The 19984-nt window shown below is 69.5% G+C and carries 14 protein-coding genes; 5 read left to right on the top strand and 9 right to left on the bottom strand.

What is annotated here, in order from left to right:
• Positions 1–54: 54 nt before the first annotated feature.
• From ACQBAU_RS16960 to dcd, 3 genes are all read left to right on the top strand, one after another.
• Positions 55–1992 (top strand): DUF2207 domain-containing protein, encoded by a 1938-nt coding sequence (locus ACQBAU_RS16960; protein WP_465255500.1) that lies wholly within the window; start codon positions 55–57, stop codon positions 1990–1992.
• Between the two features lie 181 nt (positions 1993–2173).
• Positions 2174–3577 (top strand): AI-2E family transporter, encoded by a 1404-nt coding sequence (locus tag ACQBAU_RS16955; RefSeq protein ID WP_465255501.1) that lies wholly within the window; start codon positions 2174–2176, stop codon positions 3575–3577.
• Positions 3578–4315: 738 nt separating this feature from the next.
• Complete coding sequence (dcd, locus tag ACQBAU_RS16950) at positions 4316–4897, top strand: dCTP deaminase (RefSeq protein WP_465255502.1); 582 nt, start codon at positions 4316–4318, stop codon at positions 4895–4897.
• A 52-nt stretch (positions 4898–4949) separates the two neighbouring features.
• On the opposite strand, the gene ACQBAU_RS16945 is transcribed toward dcd, so the two are convergent.
• Together ACQBAU_RS16945 and ACQBAU_RS16940 are read right to left on the bottom strand one after the other, a co-directional pair.
• The gene (locus tag ACQBAU_RS16945; RefSeq protein ID WP_465255503.1) at positions 4950–7115 is read right to left on the bottom strand and encodes a hypothetical protein; all 2166 of its coding nucleotides are present in this window, start codon (positions 7113–7115) and stop codon (positions 4950–4952) included.
• Between the two features lie 86 nt (positions 7116–7201).
• Positions 7202–8206 carry an ABC transporter permease gene (locus tag ACQBAU_RS16940; RefSeq protein WP_465255504.1) on the bottom strand — a complete coding sequence of 335 codons (1005 nt, stop codon included), beginning with the start codon at positions 8204–8206 and terminating at the stop codon, positions 7202–7204.
• A 327-nt stretch (positions 8207–8533) separates the two neighbouring features.
• Here ACQBAU_RS16940 and ACQBAU_RS16935 point away from each other — a divergent pair, with 327 nt between their 5' ends.
• Both ACQBAU_RS16935 and ACQBAU_RS16930 read left to right on the top strand, forming a co-directional pair.
• Complete coding sequence (locus ACQBAU_RS16935) at positions 8534–11257, top strand: hypothetical protein (RefSeq protein ID WP_465255505.1); 2724 nt, start codon at positions 8534–8536, stop codon at positions 11255–11257.
• Between the two features lie 64 nt (positions 11258–11321).
• Positions 11322–12611, top strand: a complete 1290-nt coding sequence (locus ACQBAU_RS16930; RefSeq protein ID WP_465255506.1) for a glycosyltransferase — start codon at positions 11322–11324, stop codon at positions 12609–12611.
• A gap of 33 nt (positions 12612–12644) precedes the next feature.
• On the opposite strand, the gene ACQBAU_RS16925 is transcribed toward ACQBAU_RS16930, so the two are convergent.
• The 7 genes from ACQBAU_RS16925 to ACQBAU_RS16895 all read right to left on the bottom strand — a co-directional run bounded on the left by ACQBAU_RS16925 (position 12645) and on the right by ACQBAU_RS16895 (position 19885).
• Positions 12645–14171: an MFS transporter gene (locus ACQBAU_RS16925; RefSeq protein ID WP_465255507.1), complete on the bottom strand. Its 1527-nt coding sequence runs from the start codon at positions 14169–14171 to the stop codon at positions 12645–12647.
• Between the two features lie 99 nt (positions 14172–14270).
• Entirely contained in the window at positions 14271–14429 is a 159-nt protein-coding gene (locus tag ACQBAU_RS16920; protein WP_465255508.1) for a hypothetical protein, read from the bottom strand.
• A gap of 31 nt (positions 14430–14460) precedes the next feature.
• On the bottom strand, positions 14461–15210 hold the full coding sequence (locus tag ACQBAU_RS16915) for a DUF4097 family beta strand repeat-containing protein (protein ID WP_434551015.1): 750 nt from the start codon (positions 15208–15210) through the stop codon (positions 14461–14463).
• Positions 15207–15908, bottom strand: a complete 702-nt coding sequence (locus ACQBAU_RS16910; protein WP_434551014.1) for a hypothetical protein — start codon at positions 15906–15908, stop codon at positions 15207–15209. The genes ACQBAU_RS16915 and ACQBAU_RS16910 overlap by 4 nt, the downstream gene beginning before the upstream one ends.
• 124 nt (positions 15909–16032) lie before the next feature.
• The gene (locus ACQBAU_RS16905) at positions 16033–17952 is read right to left on the bottom strand and encodes a hypothetical protein (RefSeq protein ID WP_434551013.1); all 1920 of its coding nucleotides are present in this window, start codon (positions 17950–17952) and stop codon (positions 16033–16035) included.
• Between the two features lie 127 nt (positions 17953–18079).
• The gene (locus tag ACQBAU_RS16900; protein ID WP_465255509.1) at positions 18080–19090 is read right to left on the bottom strand and encodes a quinone oxidoreductase family protein; all 1011 of its coding nucleotides are present in this window, start codon (positions 19088–19090) and stop codon (positions 18080–18082) included.
• Positions 19091–19108: 18 nt separating this feature from the next.
• Positions 19109–19885: an SDR family NAD(P)-dependent oxidoreductase gene (locus ACQBAU_RS16895; RefSeq protein WP_465255510.1), complete on the bottom strand. Its 777-nt coding sequence runs from the start codon at positions 19883–19885 to the stop codon at positions 19109–19111.
• Between the last annotated feature and the right edge of the window lie 99 nt (positions 19886–19984).

The following is a 19984-nucleotide window of genomic DNA, read 5'->3' as shown; positions in this document are numbered from 1 at the left end:
CGTCGCGGGCGCACACCGGGTTGCGGTGACTGGCAGCCGCATACCATCGACGGCATGGTTGACTCCGTCGCGAAGCGTCCACTCGTACGGCTGCTGCTGATCGGAGCGGTGCTCGGCCTGCTGGCACCCGCCACCTCGCTGGTGCCCGCCAGCTCGGCCCGGGCCGACACCGACGACTGGTCCATCACCCGGTACCAGATGGTGGCCACCCTGCAGCCGGACGGCACGATGCGGGTCGACCTCGACTTCACCTTCGACTTCGCCGACGAGCCGGGCCACGGGCCGTACCTCACCTTCGTCACCCGGCAGGAGATCGCCGACGACCCCGACCACTACCGCGTCCTCGAGTACAGCGACATCACCGCCAGCTCGCCGAGCGGTGCGCCGGCCGACCTTCGGACCGAATCCGGCTCGGACGGCCTCGAGGTCCGGGTCGGTGACGAGGACGTCGAGGTGGAGGGCCCACAGGACTACCGGATCAGTTACACGGTCGCGGGCATCCCGACCTCCGACGTCGGACCGAACGGGGAGGACGAGATCTACTGGAACGCGATCGGGACCGGCTGGGAGGTGGAGATCCGCGACGTCCGGATCGAGCTCAACACCGGTGCGGAGGTACTGCAGGCCGCCTGCTACGTCGGTGGGTCCGGCAGCGACATCAGCTGCCAGCCGGAGCAGGCGCAGGCCGACGGTGAGGTCGCCGTGTTCACCCAGGTGGGGCTGCAGCCGGGCGAGGGGATGACCATCGTGACCGCCCACCCCGCAGGTGCCTTCGGTGGCGTGCAGCCGATCCTCACCCACCGCGTGACCCCGGCCAACTTCCTCGGTTACGCCACTCCCGCCACGATCGGCGCCGGCGTCCTCGGGCTCGGCGGGGTCGGTGGGGTGATCTGGCTCGCCCGTCGGCGGGGCCGCGACCAGGCGTACCAGGGCGTCACGCCCGGGCTGGCCCCCAACGACCCGGACGCGCGTGGCCTCGACGCAGCCGGCTCGGACGCAGCCGGTCCGGACGCAGCCGGCCCGGACGTGGGACCGGCGGCGAAGACGGCGGTGGCGGTCCGGTTCACCCCACCCGATGACGTCCGGCCCGGCGCGGCGGGCACACTGCTCGACGAGGTCGCCCATCCCGCCGACGTGAGTGCCACCATCGTCGACCTTGCCGTACGGGGGCATCTGCGGATCGAGGACCTCGGGCCCGACGAGCTCGGCACCGGTACCGACGACCCGCGCTGGCGACTGCACCGCACGCCCGACGCCGTCCTGGACGATCGGGAGTTGCTCGAGTTCGAGAAGGACATCCTGCACGGCGTGTTCGCCGACGACCAGGACTCGGTCCGGCTGGACGAGATCGGCACCGAACTCGCCGCCGCGATGGGGAAGACCCAGTCGTCGCTGTACGACCGGGTGGTCGAGCTGGGGTGGTTCCGTGACTCCCCGCAACGTGTCCGGACCCGCTGGGCGCTGTCCGGCGTCGGGATCATCGTGCTCGGTCTGGCCCTGCTTCTCCTGCTCGGCCTGACCGTCGGGGTCGGGATCCTCGGCATCGGTGTCGCGCTGGTGGGGGTCGCTGTCCTCATCGCCGCGTGGTTCGCGCCTGCTCGTACCGCTGCCGGGACCGCCGTGCTCGCCCAGGTCCTCGGGTTCCGGGAGTACCTCGCGACGGCGGAGGGGGACCAGCTGAAGTTCGAGGCCGAGAACGACATCTTCTCCCGCTACCTGCCGTACGCGATGGCGTTCGGGGTGGCCGACCACTGGACCAAGGTGTTCGCCGACGCCGCAGCCGCGGGCCGGCCCGTACCCGAACCCACCTGGTACGCCACCGGGTACGGCTCCTTCTGGGCCGCCAACTCGCTGAGCTCGTTCTCCAGCTTCACCACCGGCTCCGGTGTGGCCGGGGTGGCCGCACAGGCCGCCGCATCCTCCGGTGGTTCCGGCTTCTCGGGCGGTTCGGTCGGTGGCGGCGTCGGTGGTGGCGGTGGCGGCGGCTGGTGACACCGCGTGACGGGTTCGTGAGGGGCTCGTGAGGGGTTCGTGAAGGGCCCGTGACGGGCTTGTCACGGGGCGGCCGTACCGTCGCGGTACGGGTCGGCTCGGGGTGCAGCGGGGTGGGCCTCGGCGGCATCCCGGATGGGCGGAGCGCGTTCCGGTGCTGCGAAGTCATTAGGATCCGACCATGACATCTGCGCGAGGCAACGCGGCGACTCCCGGGCGCCCGGGCGCCGGGGCGAGCAACGCCGGGCGGTCGGGAACGGTCACGACGGCGCCGTCCTCCGGCGGCCCGGCGCGGGCATGGATGCTGCTCGTCGGGGCTGCCGCGGTGGTGGTCGCCGTCGCCGGGATGCGGGCGGTGGCCGACATCGTCGCCCCGACCTTCCTCGCGCTCACCCTGGTGATCACCGCACACCCGTTGCAGCGCTGGCTGGTCTCCAAGCGGGTCCCGCGGATCGTGGCTGCCATGGTCTGCCTGGTGATCCTGTACGCCGTCGTGCTCGGCCTGATGGCGGCCCTGTCGCTGTCGATCGCCCAGCTGGCGATCCAGATGCCGCGTTACACCGACAAGTTCATCGCCCTCTACAACGACGCCCTCGCGTGGCTGGCGAGCCTCGGCATCGATCAGGACCAGCTCGACCGGCTGGCCGGCGGGGTCGACCCGACCAGTCTGGCCGGCATCGCCCGCTCGACGTTGGACCAGGTGCTCGGTGCGACCAGCATCATCGTCTTCCTGATCACCGTGATGTTCTTCCTGGCGGTCGATGCGATGGACATCCCACGTCGGCTGGAGCTGACGGCCAAGGCCCAGCCCGCCTTCGCGGCATCACTCGACGCGTTCGCGTCCGGGGTGCGCCGGTACTGGTTGGTGTCGACGATCTTCGGGTTGATCGTTGCGGTGCTCGACACCGTCGGGCTGTACATGTTGGGCGTGCCGTTGGCGATGTTGTGGGGTCTGGTGTCGTTCATCACCAACTTCATCCCCAACATCGGGTTCGTCCTCGGGCTGATCCCGCCGGCGCTGCTCGGGTTGCTCGACGGTGGCGTCACCACCATGGTCGGGGTGATCATCCTGTACAGCGTGCTGAACGTGGTCGTGCAGGTGATCATCCAACCCAAGTTCACCGGGGACGCGGTGGGCGTGACACCGGCGATCTCGTTCCTGTCCTTGGCGTTCTGGGCGTTCGTGCTCGGCCCGCTGGGCGCCCTGTTGGCACTGCCGATGACGTTGTTCGTCAAGACGATGTTGGTCGACGGTGATCCCCGGTCGCAGTGGATCAACGCCTTCATCTCCAGCAACCCGCGGGAGGCGATGGCCAGACCGCGGGTTCCCGTACGCCGTCGTCGCCAGCGGCCCGCCACGCCGGCCGAACCCCCGACGGACCCGGCCCCGCAGACAGCCGCGGCCCCGGCCCCGCAGACAGCCGCGGCCCCGGCCCCTGAGCCTGCCGCGCCCCCGGCCCCGGAGCCTGCCGCGCCCCCGGCCCCGGAGCCTGCCGCGCCCCCGGCCCCGGAGCCTGCCGCGCCCCCGGCCCCGGAGCCTGCCGCCGACCCGCCGCCACCGGAGAGACCCGGCGAGTCGACCTGACATCCGCCCCCCGTCGAGCTTGTCGAGACGCCCCCGGATCCCTCGAACAGCTCGGGGTTTGGACATGCCTGTCGTGCTGAGGCTGGTTACGCCCGTCGATCCCTTCCACGTCCAGTGAGCTCGTCGAGAGGCCAGGTCGTTCACCGAGCGGGCAGTCGGAGACCCAATTCGCGGCCGTTTGCCTCTCCAACTGTCCTCTCGGTGGGGTGGTGCCTCTCCTACTGCCCTTTCGGTGGGGTGGTGCCTCTCCTACTGCCCTTTCGGTGGGGTGGTGCCTCTCCTACTGCCCTCTCGGTGGGGTGGTGCCTCTCCTACAGCCCTCTCGGTGGGGTGGTGCCTCTCCAACTGTCCCTCGACGAGCGCTGGACGCTCTTCACGCCCGTCGAGCGCGTCGAGAGGCCAGGTCGTTCACCGAGCGGGCAGTCGGAGACCCAATTCGCGGCCGTTTGCCTCTCCTACTGTCCTCTGGGTGGGGTGGTGCCTCTCCAACTGCCCTCTCGGCGAGCCCGGCCCCTCTCCAGCTGCCCCCTCGACGAGCCCGGCCCCTCTTCGTACCCGTCGGGCATGCTCCTCACGCCCGTCGAGCCTGTCGAGACGCCTCGGACCCCTCGACACGCTCGGGGAACGTGACGGGGAGGCTCGGGGAACGTGTCGACAAGCTCGGGGAACGTGGCGGGGATCGTACCGGCGAGCGTGACGGTGTGCGGGGGTACCTCGGTGTCGGATAACCTGCCGCACATGCTGCTGTCGGATCGTGACATCCGCGCCGGGATCGACTCCGGTCGGATCGGGCTGGACCCGTGGACGCCGGAGATGGTGCAACCCTCCAGCGTGGACGTCCGGATGGACCGGTTCTTCCGGACCTTCGAGAACCACCGGTACCCCCACATCGACCCGGCCGAGGAGCAGCCGGAGCTGACCCGGCCGATCGAGGTGTCGGGTGACGAGGCGTTCATCCTGCATCCCGGCGAGTTCGTGCTGGCCTCCACGTACGAGGTGGTGTCCCTCGGCGTCGACGTGGCCGCCCGACTGGAGGGCAAGTCGTCACTGGGCAGACTCGGGCTGCTGACCCACTCCACTGCCGGCTTCATCGACCCCGGGTTCTCCGGCCACGTCACCTTGGAGCTGTCGAACGTGGCGACGTTGCCGATCAAGCTGTGGCCCGGCATGAAGATCGGCCAGCTCTGCTTCTTCGCGCTGTCCTCGCCGACGGAGAATCCGTACGGCTCGGCCAAGTACGGCTCGCGTTACCAGGGGCAGCGCGGCCCGACCGCCAGCAAGTCACACCTCAACTTCCACCGCACCGAGATCACCTCCTGACCGATCGGGCGTTCCCGCGGGAACGCCCGACCGATCGTGTGGCGCCGGCATCTCAGGCGTGCACGGTGACGGCGTACCTGGGCAGTTCGACGTCGAGGGCGTTGCGCAGGTGGGCCAGCTTCCAGCGGATGTGGGTGGCGTCGCCGAGGTACTCCATCGACGGTTCCCACCCCAGCCGGGAATCCAGTTCGGTGCAGCCGATGGCAGCCTCGGCGTTGGCGTACTCGGCCTCACCGATCGCCCGCAGCTCGTCCAGGATCGCCTCGGCCCGCGTCGGGTCGGGCTCCTGCAACAGTCGGCCCTTGGCCAGCCACCACTGCTTGGTGTGGATCGTGGTGGTCAGACAGTGCTCGACGTAGCGACCGAGGTTCACCATCCGATCGGCCTCGTCGCGGAGTCGGTCCGGGGCGGCTGCGGCGGCGGCGGCCAGATGCTCGGTCCCCGACCGCCAGGTGGTCAGCATCCGTTGCAGGCTGGTGATCTCGGCCGGTACGCGACGAATCGGCGCGGTCTTGGGCGTGTGGCCGGCGATGTCGGGGTTGTACGGCGTGGTGACGATCCGATCGCCGAACATCGCCTCCGGCTGGGCGATGGGTCGCGGGTTCGTGAACAGCGTCATAGGGTAGCTGGGCCCGATCCGGAACGGCCCGTACTGGTCGGCGTTGGTCGGGACGTAGTCGGTGATCGCCTCACTCCAGGCCCGCCAACCGGCGATCGCCGCGTCGGCACCCGGCCCGAAGTCACGTCGGGCCACCGCGGCCAGGAAGTCGTCCGGCTCGGGCGCCGGGGAGTGGTAGTTGGAGCTGGCCAGTTCGCCGACGATGCTCGGCCAGTAGCCGTAGTGGTGGTTCTCCATCAGCACCGTCAGGCCCCAGTCCTCGCGGGCTCGGTTGATCGCGGCGTGACGCTTCGCCCAGTGCTGCGGGATCGGCTGGTACGGGATCACGCCGAAGTCCCACGACAGGCCGCCGGTGTTGGCCTGGGCGCCGAGCCGCAGCCCACGCGCGTGCGCGGCCGCAGCCTCCGAGGCGAAGTACGGTCCGGGCCCGACGCGGGAGGCGGTGTAGTCGACGCAGGTGTTGGTCACCCCGTCGTGGCTGAACTTCTCGAACATCTCGAACGTCGCCTGCACCGTCACGTCCTCGGGCAGTGCGTTGATCAGCGCGAGCCGTTCAGCCTCCGGTGCCCAACCCCAGTTGTAGGTCCAGAAGATGATCTCGGCGTCTGGTGCGTACTTGCGGCAACTGTCGCGGACCAGGCTGACCCACTGCGGGTAGTCCTCGCACGGCCACCAGCCCGGGCTCGGTCGCGGATCCGGCAGCCCACCGGGCACCGGGTCGAGCCGCATCCGTCCGGTGGTGCGTTGATCATGGCTGGGGAACTCGACCGATTCGCCGACCAGCACGATTCCCTTGGCCTGTGGGCACACCGCGAACACCGAGCCGTACGTCTCCTCGTAGAACCGCTCGGCGCCCGGGTCGTCGGGGTGGACCGGCCGGTCGGAGTGGAAGTATGCGTACAGGTAGGTGTCGAGACCGTGTCGGGCAGCTCGGTCGGCGATCTCGGCGAAGCGTTGGTGACGGCCTTTGCTGTGCTGGGCGGGATCGCGGTTGATCGTCCCGTCCGGTGTCCGGTCGGGTGCCGAGACGAACAGCAGGATCGCGTCCATCCCCTGATGGGCGAGTTGCGCCAAGTACTCGTCGGGGAACTCGTCCAGCCCGTAGCCGGAGTGCGTCATCCGCACCCCGAACCGCGGCTCGCGGGTGGTCCGGCCCGGTGTCAGGTACGGCCCGCCGCGCAGGTTGAGCAGGTCTTCCAGGTGGTACGCGGCACGGGCGGCACCCTTGGGGCCGCGGCCGGTCAGCACGACCTCCTCGGTGCCGACGTCGATCGTGTGCGCCCGCTCGTCGTCGCCGGGCCGTCCGTCCGAGGCGTCCGTGCCGTCGGCGAGGCGGATCCTGATCACGGGTCCGGGGTGGGAGCCGTCGTCCGGGCCGATCGCCAACGACACCCCCATGCTGGTGCGCAGGTGGTCCTGCAGGTCGCGGGCGGCGTGGTCGAGCAGCGGATCCGCGTCCGCGGGGACGACGATCCGCCAGCGGTCGTCGATCACCACCTCGGCGGGAGCGGCTGCGGCCTCGGGGTCACGGCGTCCCGGACGGTGGACGGTGCGGAGTCGGTCGCGGAAGGCGTAGCGGGGTTCGGGCTGGAGGGCCATGAGGGGTCCTTCGGTTTCGGATCGTGGGTGGCCGGACGGACGAGTGGTGCGCTGTGGACAGCGGGTGGCGGACGGCGGGTGGCGGCTCAGAACAGGCTCTGCTTGGCGACCCGGTGCGCGAGCGCGTTCGCGATCAGCAACAGGGCAAGGGAGATCAGCGACTTGAACAGGCCGATCGCGGTGCCGTACGAGTACTGCGGGATGGCACCGGCGAAGGCGAGCCGGTAGGAGTAGGTGTCGATCACCTCCGACACCGACAGGTTGAGCGAGTTCTGCATCAGCAGCACCTTCTCGAAGCCGACTGTCAGCACCGAGCCGATGTTGAGGATCAGCAAGGTGATCATGACCGGCATGATGCTGGGGAGGTCGATGTGCCAGATCCGGCGCAGGATGTTGGCGCCGTCGACCCGCGCCGCCTCGTGCAGTTCCGGGTTCACCCCGGCAAGGGCGGCGGGGTAGATGATCGCGGAGTAGCCCAAGGTCTGCCAGGCCCCCGACCAGACGTAGGTGTGCCGGAACATGTCGGCGCTGAGGAAGTCGACCGGTGTTCCGCCGAGGGCGCCGATGGCCTGGTTGACGATGCCGCTGGTGGGGGAGAACAGCATCAGGATGATGCCGACCACCACGACGGTGGAGATGAAGTGCGGGGCGTACGTGATCATCTGCACCGAGCGGCGGTAGCCGCTGCTGCGAACGACGTTGAGCAGGAGCGCCAACACGATCGGCAACGGGAACAGTGCCAGCAGTTCGTACCCGTTGAGCAACAACGTGTTGCCCATCACCGGCCAGAACTGGTAGCTCGTCACGAACCGGATGATGTGGTCGAGGCCGACCCAATCGCCGCCGGTGATGCCGGTGACGGGCGAGAAGTTGCGGAACGCGATCTGCAGGCCGAACAGCGGTCCGTACAGAAAGACCGTGACGTAGATGAACGGAGGCAGGAACAGGACGTACAACTGCCAGTGTCGTTTCACCCGACGCCAGTACGACTCGCGCGCCAGTCGGCGGGCCTCGGCCCGGCCGGTCCGCGCGGACGTCTCCGGCGGCTCGGGCGCCACCTCGGGGCGATCGGTCTCCACAGAAGTTGTCATTTCACCGATCCGATCAGGGCGCCCTTGACGAAGTGCTTCTGGACGAAGGGGTAGGCGATGAGTGGCGGGATCATGGCCACCACGATCATGGCGTTGATGCGCGCTCCTTTGCTGCAGGTGGCCCACCATCGTCGCGAGGATCGGTGTCCCCGAAGGCTGTGCAACCGATTCCAATCGGGACATTACGGTGCCTTGCACCAGATCTAACTTGATCGTGGCGCCCTTGGCAAGGGTTCCATCGGAGACCTTGATCAAATGGATGTGGAGTTGAGATAATCAGACACATATCTGTCGTTCTCCCACGCGTAGGTCCTAGGGTGTGGCCCCATGGGTGCCCCGATGACGTTTGCCGACGAACTGGCTGAACCGATGTGGACCGAGCACGGCTGGACGCCGCGCACCGCTAGGGCCGAGGAGGCCGACCTGGCTGCGGGGTGGCGGCTGACCGTGTCATCGCGGCTGCCGGCCGACCCGCTGGTCACCGCGTTCGCCGACCTGGCCGAGTTCGGCGCGGCCGGCACGGTGCCGTCCGACGGGCCGTACCTGATCATGGTCGACCTCGACGCCGAGCTGGCCGACGAGGAGCATCGGATCGTGGTCGAGCCGACCCGGTGTCGCCTGCTCGCCGGAGGGGTGGAGGGCATCCGGCGTGCCGTGTTCTGGGTGGAGGAGATGATGCTGGCGGCCGGTGGTCCGTACCTGCCGCTGGGTGAGCACCATCGGACCCCGGTGATCACCACCCGGATCTCTCGGTGCTTCTTCGGACCGATCAACCGGCCGCCGGCCAACCGGGACGAGCTCGCCGACGACGTCGACTACTACCCCGAGCACTACCTCAACCGGCTGGCCCATGAGGGAGTCAACGGACTGTGGCTGACCGTCCGGCTCCGCGATCTGGTGCCGACGCCATGGTCCGGGCCGGTGGCGATCGACCCTGCGCGGCGGTTGGCGAAGCTGCGCCGTACGGTCGAGGCCTGCGGTCGGTACGGCATCCGGATCTTCTTGTTCTGCATCGATCCGGCCGCCTTCGGTGACGGTCGCGAGTATCTGGTGCCGAGTGCCGCCCTGGCCGATCACCCCGAACTCGGCGGCCACCGGACCGACAGCTGGACCGCGTTCTGCACCAACTCCGAGCCGGGTGCGGTCTACGTTCGCGACACCTTGGCCACCATCTTCTCCGAGGTGTCGGGGTTGGGTGGACTGATCGACATCACGATCGGGGAGCGGCCCACCCACTGCTGGTCCGACGTCTGGACCGGTGACCCGATCAACTGCCCGCGGTGCGGTCCGGCCGGAGTTGGACCGACCTTTGCCGCTCACCTGACGGCGTTGCGCGACGGTGTCCGTGCCGGCAACCCGGACGCGCGGGTGATCAGCTGGATGTATCTGCCGTACGGCCCGGAGTACGGACCGTACGCCGGCGACGGCCTGGCCGACCTGGTCAGCGAGATCGCCGCGCACACCCCCGACGGCGTGACCACCCAGGTGAACCTCGAGTCGACTGGCACCGCGACCCAGTACGGAACCGAGTTCGAGGTGCTGGACTACTCCTTGGCCTGGGTCGGGCCGAGCGAGATGTTCGAACGGGTCGCCGAGACGATGGCCGAGACCGGCGGCGACATGGGCGCGAAGCTGCAGGTCGGCTGCTCCCACGAGGTCGCGACCGTCCCGTACGTCCCGGTGCCGGGCAACCTGTTCCGCAAGTACACCGCCCTGCACGAGTTGGGGGTGTCGTCGGCGATGCAGTGTTGGTACTTCGGCAATGCGCCCGGTCCGATGACCCGAGCGGCGGGACGGCTCGCGTTCGCTCCGTTGCCGGCGACCGAGGACGACTTCCTGACCGAGCTGGCCGCCCCTGACTGGCACGAGGACACCCCACGGATGGTGGCGGCGTGGCAGGAGTTCCGGGAGGCCTACGCCCGGTTCCCGGCAAACCTGCTGTTCTCCTGGTTCGGGCCGGTGCACGACTCGATCATGTGGCCGTGGCACCTGGCACCGGTCGACCAGCCGATCACGCCGAGTTGGCAGCTCGGCTGGCCGCCCAGTGGTGACCGGGTGGGGGAGTTCTTCGCGCCGGGGTTCTCGTTCGACGAGATCGTGGAGCTGGTCGGTGAGATCGCCACGCAGTGGGACTCCGGCTGGCAGCGCATCGCAGACCTGGGCGAGCGGTACGTCCAGGACCGTGACCGCCGACGTGACCTCGGCATCGCCGAGGCGATGAACCTCCAGTGGCACAGTGCGCACCGGACACTACGGTTCCACCAGCTGCGCGAGGACCTCGGCCGCGGCGTCGGTGACCATGATCAACAGTTCGCCGAGCTGGCGGAGTTGATCACGGCCGAACGGGCCGCGGCGTTGCGGCTGGCCGAGCTGGCCGACGACGACTCCCGGCTCGGGTTCCACTCCGAGGCCGAGGGCCACAAGTACCATCCGGCCGGGCTCCGGGAACGAGCTGTCGCCCTGCAACGACTCCACGACGACGATCTCGTACGGCTTCGGGCGCGCGCCGACGACGTGGGGCCGCTGTGGCCCGGTTGGGCCGCTCCCGAACCGGACGACGAGGCCGTTGTCGTGCTGGCCGACGAACCGGCCACCGCGACCGAGCAGCACCTCGGGGCCGGGGGCCGTTGGCGAACCTGGCGCGACGGCGACGAGCTGGTGATCGCCGCCTCGCTCCCGGTGTCGGCGACCGAGGCGGCCGACGAGGTGTTCGAGGTGCAGCTCGAGGCACGCCGGCTGTGGCCGATCGTGCCACTGCGGGTGCATCGTGACGGCACCGCGTACGGTTCCCGCCGGATGTTGCCGATCAGCCGGGACTGGGCAGCCCGGGTCACCACCGACCACACCCGTTGGGAGGCCGAGCTCCGGCTCCCGTTCGAGATCTTCAAGGCGCCCGGCATGGGAACCTCGTACGGATTCCGGTTCAACGTGCTGCACCACGGGCCGGACCGGTCGCTGGCCTGGGTCGACCGGGCCGAGCCGCTGCGGCCCCGGCTCGCCTTCGAGGGGCTGAACCCGGCGAACCTGGGCTGGGTCGTTCCCAGCTCCTGAGCCTCGACGCGGCTGACGTACCGAACGGGCGGCGGCAGTCGCACCAGATGGCTACGGTGATCCGATGGCGTCGATCCTCTTGGCGGCGTGCCCGTTCCGCGGTCACGTCACACCCACCCTCGAGTTGGCAGCCGGTCTGGTCGGGGCCGGGCACCGCGTCCGGGTGATCACCGGTCGGCGCTACGCCGACGAGGTCGCCTCGGCCGGGGCCGAGCTCCGGCCGTTGCCGGACGCAGCCGATTTCGTCGAGGACGAGATCATGGCGAGGTTCCCGAAGCGTGCCGGGCTGGACGGAGTCGCCGCGGCACGCTTCGACATGACCCACATCTTCCTCGACCCGGTGTCGGCGCAGTTGGCGACGGTCGACGCCGCACTGGCCGAGGAAGCGGTGGACGTGATCGTCGCCGAGCCGCTCTTCCTCGCCGCGCTCGCACTCGTCGCGCGGGCTTCCGCACCGCCGGTGCTCACCCTGGGAACGATGCCGTTCCTGGGCCGGCAGCAGGCGTTGCCACCGATCGGGCCACCGTGGCGGGTACTCGGCCCGCTGGCGCGGGGTGCGCACGACCTGGCCGGACGGTTGGTCGAGCTGATCATGTTCGGACCGGTCCAGCGGCACGCCCGACAGGTGTTCGCCCGTCTGGGGGAGCCCCGTCCGGTGACGCACTTCCTCGACTGGCCACGCGCCGGGGCCGGCATCATCCAGTTGTCGGTGCCGTCCTTCGACCCCATCGATGGACTACCCGTTCCGGTGCACCATGTCGGTACGTTGCAAGGTGTTCGTACGCCCACGGCCGGCCCGCCGGTGTGGTGGGAGCGGGTCGAGGAAGCCGTGGCCGCCGGCACGCCGATCGTGCACGTCACCCAGGGCACCGTCGCCAACTCCGACCTTGATCAACTGGTCCGCCCGACCATCCGTGCGCTCGCCGACCGGCCGGTCCTGGTGGTGGCGACCACCGGTGGTCGCGACACCGAACCACTGGCACATGACCTGCCCGACAACGCCGTCGTCGACCGCTGGATCGACTACGCCCGGCTGCTGCCGGTCACCTCGGTGATGGTCACCAACGGTGGGTACGGCGGGGTGCACGAGGCGCTGCGGCACGGCGTACCCCTCGTGTTGGCCGGCGCCCAACAGGACAAGGCGGCGATCGGTACCCGACTACGGCTCAGTGGTGCCGGCGAGGCGGTGACCACGTTGACGCCGGATGAGCAGACGCTCGACCGTCTCATCGGCGAGGTGCTGCATGCCGAGACGTACCGTCGAGAGGCCCGGCGTATCCGGGATGAGCTGGCTGCGGCCCCCGGACTCGCGGGTGCCGTCGCGCTGGTCGAGGAGCAGCTCGGCGCCACCTGACACCTACGGCCCTCAAGCTTGTCGAGAGGCCCCTCAGGAGTGTGGGACCGGTACCTGCTCGGTGCCGTTGTCCCGCCCGTCCGCAACCTCCCCGGTGGGCTCCACCGGAGCCGCCTCCGCCGCTGCAGGCTCGTGCTGCCCGGCCGCATGGGGGCCACTCGCGTCCGCCTCGTCCTTGGCCGCAAGCTCCTTGTACTGCCGGGAGAGCAGCCGGTACGAGCGGCTGAGGAAGGCTCCGGCACCCAACAGGATCGATGCGATCCCGGCGATCAGGAAGACCATCGCGATGCCGCGGGTGGTGCCGCCCGTGCCGACCAGCCACCCCCACGTCTGTTGGCCCTCGGGTGCATTCATGTACGGGATCACGATGAACTCGGCGATCGGTGCGACCAGGAACGAGGTGATCGGGGCCGATGCCGCCTCGAAGGTCATCGCGAACCCGAACACCCGGCCTTGGGTCCGGAACGGGACCACACGCTGGATGATCGTCTGCTCGGCGGCCTCCACCGCCGGCATCATCATCATCCACAGCCAGATGCCCAGGGCGAACAGCCACCAGTATTCCCGGATGGTGAAGGTGGCACCGAGCGCGCCCATCAGCATCACCATGATCAACATGGTCCTGATCGGGTTCTTGCCGAGGCCGAACCGGGCGATCAGTGCACCGCCGATCAGGAAGCCGGTGGTGGTCACGCCCAGCACGATGCCCCAGATCTGGGGTGAGAACAGCTCCAGGCCGTACGGATCCATCAACGCCATGAACACCCCACCGGTCAGGTTGTTGAAGGTGGTGAAGATGATCAACGCCAACAGGCCCGGGGCCGCCCGGACCGCGAGGAACCCGCCGCGGAAGTCGATGGCCTTGTGCTCCGGGTCCTGCACGATCTCCGGTTCGGGGATGCGCAGGGTCATCAGGTGGACGAAGGCCAGTGCCATCACCGTGATCGCGATCGCGATGGTCCAGCCCATGCCCAGGGTGCCGATCGCCAGCCCGCTGAAGACGCTGGTGATCATGAACGCCATGCCCTGCACGGTGCCGACCAGTCCGTTGGCGTTCGCCCGTCGCGAGGCAGGGACGAGCAGGGTGACGGTGGTCGACAGGGCGAGGTTGCGCAGCTGTTCGACCACCGCACCGATCAGGATGATGACGGTGAACAGCCAGAACCACGGGCGGGTGATGTCGAGCAGGGTGCTGCTGGGGACGGCGAGGTACAGCAGGCCGCCGAGGCTGAACGCCACCAAGGTGCCGACACCGGAGGTGAGCATCACCTTGTGTTTGCGGTAGCGGTCGACGAGGGTGCCGAAGAACATGCTGAACACGGCCACCAGCAGCATGTAGGCGCCGCCGATGATGCCGGTCGCCAGCACCGATCGGGTCTCCAGGTACACCCAGAACGTGAGGGCGAACCACAGGAAACTCGTGGTGATGTTGGCCAGCGCGGTGTTGGCCAGGACCTGGTGGAAGGTCCGTTGTCCGTTCACGGGAACGGGTGGGTCGGTGGGAGCCGGTTCGTGGCCGGTCGGGGTCAGGTCGCCGGGTGTGGCGGCGTCGTCGTGCATGGTGATCAGCCTAGATTCGGGTGCGGACAGTTGTCGTCCGGTTGACGTCGTCGCCGATCGACCGAACCGGTTCCGACGGAACCGGCTCCGGTCAACCGGTCAGCTGAATCGGGGGCGGGGCTGCTGGGGCCGCTGCGCCGTCCGGCGACATTCCCGTACGGCCATCCGTCGCAGCCATCGCTGGTGTGCCTTCTCGCTCCGGTCGCGGTCCGGCTCCATCGGGAGCCAGCCCAGCGGATAGTGGTCGTAGCGGGTCATGATCAGGTGCCTCTCTGGTGGGTCCCCGGCCTCAGCCGCGGGTGATGGTGATGTCGCCCGATGCGCTGCGGGCGTGCACCGACACGTACGGATCGCCGTCGGACGGTGGTTCGGCCTGGTCGATGTTGACCTCGACGTCCCCGGTCAGGGTGTAGAGGTCGAGCCAGGCGGGGAGGTCGTCGCCGATGCCGACGGCGATGTCGCCGGAGGCGGTCCGCAGGCCGACGTCACCGGAGCTGCGCTTGACGTCGATGTCACCCGACGCCGTGGATCCGGTCAGCAACGACCTGAGGTCGCCGACGACGATGTCGCCGGAGGCCGCCTTGAGCTGCAGTGCAGCCTCACAGGAGCCGATCTCGATGTCGCCGGAGCCACTGCTCACCCGGGCCTGGGAGCCGACGACGGCATTGACGGTCACGTCACCGCTGCCGGTCGTCAGGTCAAGCACGCCGACCTGGTCCAGCATGACGTCGCCGCTGCCGGTGCGGACCCGGGCGGCGCCGACGCCGACCCGGGACACCACGTCGGCGCTGCCGGAGTCGACCTGCAGGTCGATCCCCTCGGGGACGTCGAGCGAGATCTCGTACGACCCGCGTGACCGCCGGGGCGTCGAGACGACGGCCACCTCGTCGTCGCAGAAGAACTCGACCTGGTCGGGATCGGAGCCGGTGACGGTGCCGGTGACGCCGTGCTCGGACACGCCCAAGGTCAGCCGACCGGAGCCGATCCGGACCTCGAGGCGACGGACCGCGGGGCCCTCGACGGTGCGGGTGGACTTCACTGGACCCACCCCCGCGCCTGCGAGCCCGGGCCGCCGCCACGGCGGCGGTCACGGTGGCGGCCCCGGCCGCGCTCGTCGTTGCCCCAGCTGAAGGTGGCCTCGAACCCGCCGGGCGGGGTCGGCGGTTGCGGCGGGACGGGCCCGCCACCCCACCCCGGACCACCCGGGCCGGGGCCGAAACCGGGCATCCCGGGGCCGAAGCCGCCACGACCACCGGGACCGCCTGGGCCACGGCGGCCACCCGGGCCGCGGCGCGGGGCCAACGAGTCGAGGATGCGGCGCAACAGCCAGGCGTTGGTGGAGAGACCTTCGGCGTCGGCCTGCTGGTCGACCTTGGTCTTGACCGAGGCAGGCAGGCGCAGCGTGATGCGGACCTGCTCCTCCTCCTCGTCGGTCTCGTCGGCCACGCCGGCGGGCTCGGTGAACTCGTCGGCCTCGTCGGCGGTCGGCTCGACCGTGGGGAGGTTGACGGTGAACTGGGGCTCGCCGTCACGGAGCTGGAACTCGACCGAGCCCGGCGCCAGGTCGGCGCTGATCTCGGCACTGGCCTCGGCGAGCGCGTCGATGAGGGTGAGGCGTACGGAGGCCTCGAGGGCATCGCCGAGCTTGCGGGCGATGTCTTGGCTGTGTTCGTCGGCCAGGGCGGCAGCGCTGTTCACGCCGCTGCGTACCGACTCAAGGTGTCTGTCCAATTGCATGACACCAGCATGACGCCGTCATGACGTCATGTCAACACCGTTATGACATCACTTTGAAGTCACTGTGCTGTCACGGGGCTCCCGAGCGGTGTCAGTCGTCTTCCTCGGCGACGGTTCGTCGGCTTCAGTCCTCCAGCACCACCAAGGCATAGCCGTCGACCCGGGGAAGGTCGATCTCGACCCGGTCACCGACCTGGCGGTACGGCAGGTCCTCGCCGAGGGCGAGGTGGACCCGGCTCGGCGTGGCGCGGATCGACACCCGGCCGTCGGCCAACGTCGGGAGGGCGTCGACGACGTTCATCGCGCCGCGCGGCTCGGGATGGGTCAGCTTGACGTGACACATGGTCCGCCCGGGCAGCCTGGTGAGGGTGACCCGAGCGGTCGACGGGATCCGCTCGGTCCTCACCCGCGGGTCGGGCAGCAGTCGGCCGAGGGCGTCGCGCAGTACGGCGGTGTAGGCCGGCATCGGGTTGTCGAGGTAGCTGGTGAACAGCGGGAACGCCACGTGCACCACCGAGCCGTGGCGGACCACCGCCGGGTTGCCGCTCGGCCCCTTGGGCGGGGTGTAGAAGTACCCGTGGAAGCCGTCCCAGCCCTGCTCGTGGTAGCTCTCGACGCGTTCCGCGATCACCTCGACGTCGTCGCCGTACCCCAGCAGGATCCCTTGCCCACCAGCAATCGTCGGCATGTCGGGGAGCCCGGCGACGGTGCCGGCAGGGGCGCTGAAGTAGGCGGTGTTGGACGGTTCCGGACCGAGGTGGGCGAACGGCCAGTGCTCGGGGAGGGCGAACCCGTCATGATCAGGTCGCAGTGCGGACCGGCCACTGGACAGCACCGGCCGACCGGCCGCGACGTGCTCGGCCACCTTGTCGGCCAAGGGGCCGGTGAGGGTGATGTCGTCGGGCAGGATCAACAACGCGTACGGCGAGAGGTCGTGTCGGTCGTCCACCACGTCGAAGGTGACGTGGGCCTCGCCGAGCATCCGGGCCAGCCCGTCGTGGGCGGGGCTCAGCGTGCGGTCCGGGTTGGCCAGCACGGCCACGTCGGCGAGTGCCTGGGCTCCGATCGTCCACGGCTCCAACGCCTCGATCTCGGCGTACACCCGCTTCACGATGTCGTACACCGGGGCCTCGAGGTGGCCCCGCGGGTGCAGGTGATCACCGATGGACGGCTGGGCGGCGTTGGCGATCGCATCCCAGCAGTCGTTGCGAATCGAGGCTTCCGACTTCAGGCCGCCGAACTCGCCCCAGCTGCCGCTGAAGCGTCCGGTCATGTAGAGCACCTGCTCGTCGATGTTGCGGGCGTAGGCCACCCGGGCCGGGAAGAAGTCGTAGCCCCAGGCGCCGGGGAGGCACTCGATCTCACCGTGGGTACGGAACTCGTCGCCCAGGTGCCAGGGCAGGCCGTTCGGGTACAGGAAGCGGTCCGGTCCGACGAGCTCACCGACCTCGCGGCAGAAGTCGACCCAGCCCTGCGTGGCGTACTCGCGCAGTGCTGCCGGGTCGGTCGGGTCGCCGCCGGCCTCGGCGACCGCACTGGCGCACTCGTCGCCGTGACACGGCAGCAACTGGATGCAGTCGAGGAAGATGCCGTCGACCGTGGGGTAGCGATCGACGACCTCGGTGATCATCGCGAGCAGGTGTGCCCGCCACGGGGTGTGGATGCACATGTTGCGGAAGAAGTTCTTGGTGCGGTCGCCGTGGATCACCTGGCCGTCGGCGTTCACCACCGTCCACTCCCGGTGCCGTCGCGCCATCTCGTGATCCAGCATCGCGTTGAAGTAGGCGGTGACGCCGATGCCTTCGGCCTGGCAGGCGGCGATGGTCTCGCCGAGCATGTCCCCGGTCATCGTGGGGTAGGGGATGCCGATCTCGGTGGGGTAGTAGGCGAAGCCGATGTTGCACTTGGCGAACACGTTGACGAAGTCGACGTGGGAGTCGCGCAGGGTGCGGGCGAAGGACGGTGCGTCGAAGTCGGCGCCGAAGTCGCCGATCCCGGGCATCGTGTGGAGGTCGAAGTGGACGGCGCGCTTGAGAGTTCGCATGGAGACCCGATCAGTGATCAGCGGCCGCCTGCCGCGGGCCGCTCCCGACAACAATCCGCCCCGGGGCAGATCCCGGAGCCGTTCCCGGCACTGTCGCAGGCGGTCCGGACCCGGTCAAGATCACGTCTCAGGGGACCAGCACCACCTTGCCGGTGGTCCGGCGGGAGGCCAGGTCGTCGTGGGCACGAGCTGCCTCGGCGAGCGGGTACGACGCGCCGACCCGGACCCCGAGGCGCCCCTCGGCCAGCCAGCCGAACAGTTCGTCGGCCCGGCCCAGCAGTTCCTCGCGAGTGGCGACGAAGTCGGCCATGGTGGGCCGGGTGATCGAGAGTGAGCCGCCGGCGTTGAGTCGTTGCAGGTCGAACGGCGGCACCTGCCCGCTCGAGCCGCCGAACAGCACCATGGTCCCGCGGCGCCGCAGGCTGGCCAGCGAGTCGTCGAAGGTGTCGCGGCCCACCCCGTCGTACACCGCGGCGACCCCGGCACCGTCGGTCAGCTCGCGCACCCGATCCGCGAAGCCGTCGTAGCCGACGATGACCTCGCTCGCCCCGGCGGCACGGGAGAGCTCGGCCTTCTGTTCGGTGGAGGTGGTGGTGATCACCCGGGCGCCGAGGATCACACAGATCTGGGTGAGCAGCAGTCCGACGCCGCCGGCGCCGGCGTGCACCAGCACCGTGTCCCCGGGGCGGACGGGGTAGGAGTCCCGGGCCAGGTAGTGCGCGGTCAATCCCTGTAGTGGGAGGGCTGCGGCCTGGTCGTCGTCGACAGCCTCGGGTACGGCCAGCAGTCCGTGGGCCGGTCCGGTGACGGCTGCCGCGTACGACCCGGGCAGCGACGCCCACGCCACCCGGTCGCCGACCGCGACCTGGTCGACCCCGTCGCCGATCGCCCGTACGCGACCCGCGCCCTCAGAGCCGGGGACGTACGGCAGCGGACGTTGGTAGACACCTTGCCGCTGGTAGACGTCGATGAAGTTCACGCCGGCGGCCAGCACGTCGATCGTGACCTCGCCCGGTCCGGGAGGTGGGAGCTCGACCTCGGTCAGCCGGAGTACCTCGGGCCCGCCGGTCTCGCTGACCTGGATGGCCGCAACCATGTCTGGATCGCCGGGCTGGTTGGGTTGTGGGCTGTCGGTCATGTCGGCTCCGATCGTCGGTCAGTCGGCTGCAGTGATGGCTCGGGCCATGGCCAGGTTGCCGGCCAGCAGGCCGCCGTCGACCGGAAGGGTGGCCCCGGTGATCCAGCTGGATCGATCCGAGGCGAGGAAGAGCAGTGCTTCGCACACGTCGTCGGTGCTGCCCACCCGGCCCAGCGGGTACCACTGTGAGGTCTCGGCCAAGATGTCGGGGTTGTTCTGGACCCGGTGGTCCCACACCTCGGTCCGGATGGTGCCAGGGGCGACCGCATTGCAGCGGATGCCACGATCGCCGAACTCCATCGCGATCGCCCGGGTCAGGCTCAGCACGCCGGCCTTCGCGGCGGAGTAGGCCTCGTTGCCGAGATGGGTGATCCCGTTCACCGAACTGATGTTGATGATCACCCCGCCACCGTTGTCGATCATCACCGGGATCACCCGTTGGCTGCACAGGAACGGGCCCAGCAGGTTGACCTCGAAGTCGCGACGCAGTTCGTCGGGCGGGGCATCGAGGAAGGACGATCGCCCACACACCATCGCATTGTTGATCAGCACGTCGACGCCGCCGAACCGCTCCACCGTGGTGGTGATCATGGCCTGGACCGAGTCGGCATCGGACACGTCGACGGTGACCGCGAGCGCATCGGGCAGCTCGGCCGCCACGGCCTCGGCCCGGTCGGTGGCGATGTCGGCGACGACGACCTGGTGGCCGCTCGCGGCGAACCGTCGCGCCGCCTGCGCCCCGATCCCAGACGCCGCCCCGGTCACGATCACCGTCTTGGCCTGTTCGTTCGTCATGGCTCCGGATTCTTCCACCTCGGCGTCCAACCTCCGCTCCGCGGGGGTCGTAATCTAAGGTCCGCAGCTGCCGTCAGCGAGCGCCACGGTTTGGAAGAG

It is taken from the genome of Carbonicoccus niuqiaonis, from assembly GCF_050157065.1.
Taxonomy (GTDB): Bacteria; Actinomycetota; Actinomycetes; order Propionibacteriales; family Propionibacteriaceae; genus Avipropionibacterium.
The sequence above is the reverse complement of the archived record's forward strand: the minus strand, read 5'-3'. Positions and strand labels throughout refer to the sequence as shown.

Excerpts from the sequence above, each read along its gene's own strand:
- ACQBAU_RS16960 (WP_465255500.1), top strand. The coding sequence starts at position 55 with ATGGTTGACTCCGTCGCGAAGCGTCCACTCGTACGGCTGCTGCTGATC.
- ACQBAU_RS16955 (WP_465255501.1), top strand. The coding sequence starts at position 2,174 with ATGACATCTGCGCGAGGCAACGCGGCGACTCCCGGGCGCCCGGGCGCC.
- dcd (WP_465255502.1), top strand. The coding sequence starts at position 4,316 with ATGCTGCTGTCGGATCGTGACATCCGCGCCGGGATCGACTCCGGTCGG.
- ACQBAU_RS16945 (WP_465255503.1), bottom strand. The coding sequence starts at position 7,115 with ATGGCCCTCCAGCCCGAACCCCGCTACGCCTTCCGCGACCGACTCCGC.
- ACQBAU_RS16940 (WP_465255504.1), bottom strand. The coding sequence starts at position 8,206 with ATGACAACTTCTGTGGAGACCGATCGCCCCGAGGTGGCGCCCGAGCCG.
- ACQBAU_RS16935 (WP_465255505.1), top strand. The coding sequence starts at position 8,534 with ATGGGTGCCCCGATGACGTTTGCCGACGAACTGGCTGAACCGATGTGG.
- ACQBAU_RS16930 (WP_465255506.1), top strand. The coding sequence starts at position 11,322 with ATGGCGTCGATCCTCTTGGCGGCGTGCCCGTTCCGCGGTCACGTCACA.
- ACQBAU_RS16925 (WP_465255507.1), bottom strand. The coding sequence starts at position 14,171 with ATGCACGACGACGCCGCCACACCCGGCGACCTGACCCCGACCGGCCAC.
- ACQBAU_RS16920 (WP_465255508.1), bottom strand. The coding sequence starts at position 14,429 with ATGACCCGCTACGACCACTATCCGCTGGGCTGGCTCCCGATGGAGCCG.
- ACQBAU_RS16910 (WP_434551014.1), bottom strand. The coding sequence starts at position 15,908 with ATGCAATTGGACAGACACCTTGAGTCGGTACGCAGCGGCGTGAACAGC.
- ACQBAU_RS16905 (WP_434551013.1), bottom strand. The coding sequence starts at position 17,952 with ATGCGAACTCTCAAGCGCGCCGTCCACTTCGACCTCCACACGATGCCC.
- ACQBAU_RS16900 (WP_465255509.1), bottom strand. The coding sequence starts at position 19,090 with ATGACCGACAGCCCACAACCCAACCAGCCCGGCGATCCAGACATGGTT.
- ACQBAU_RS16895 (WP_465255510.1), bottom strand. The coding sequence starts at position 19,885 with ATGACGAACGAACAGGCCAAGACGGTGATCGTGACCGGGGCGGCGTCT.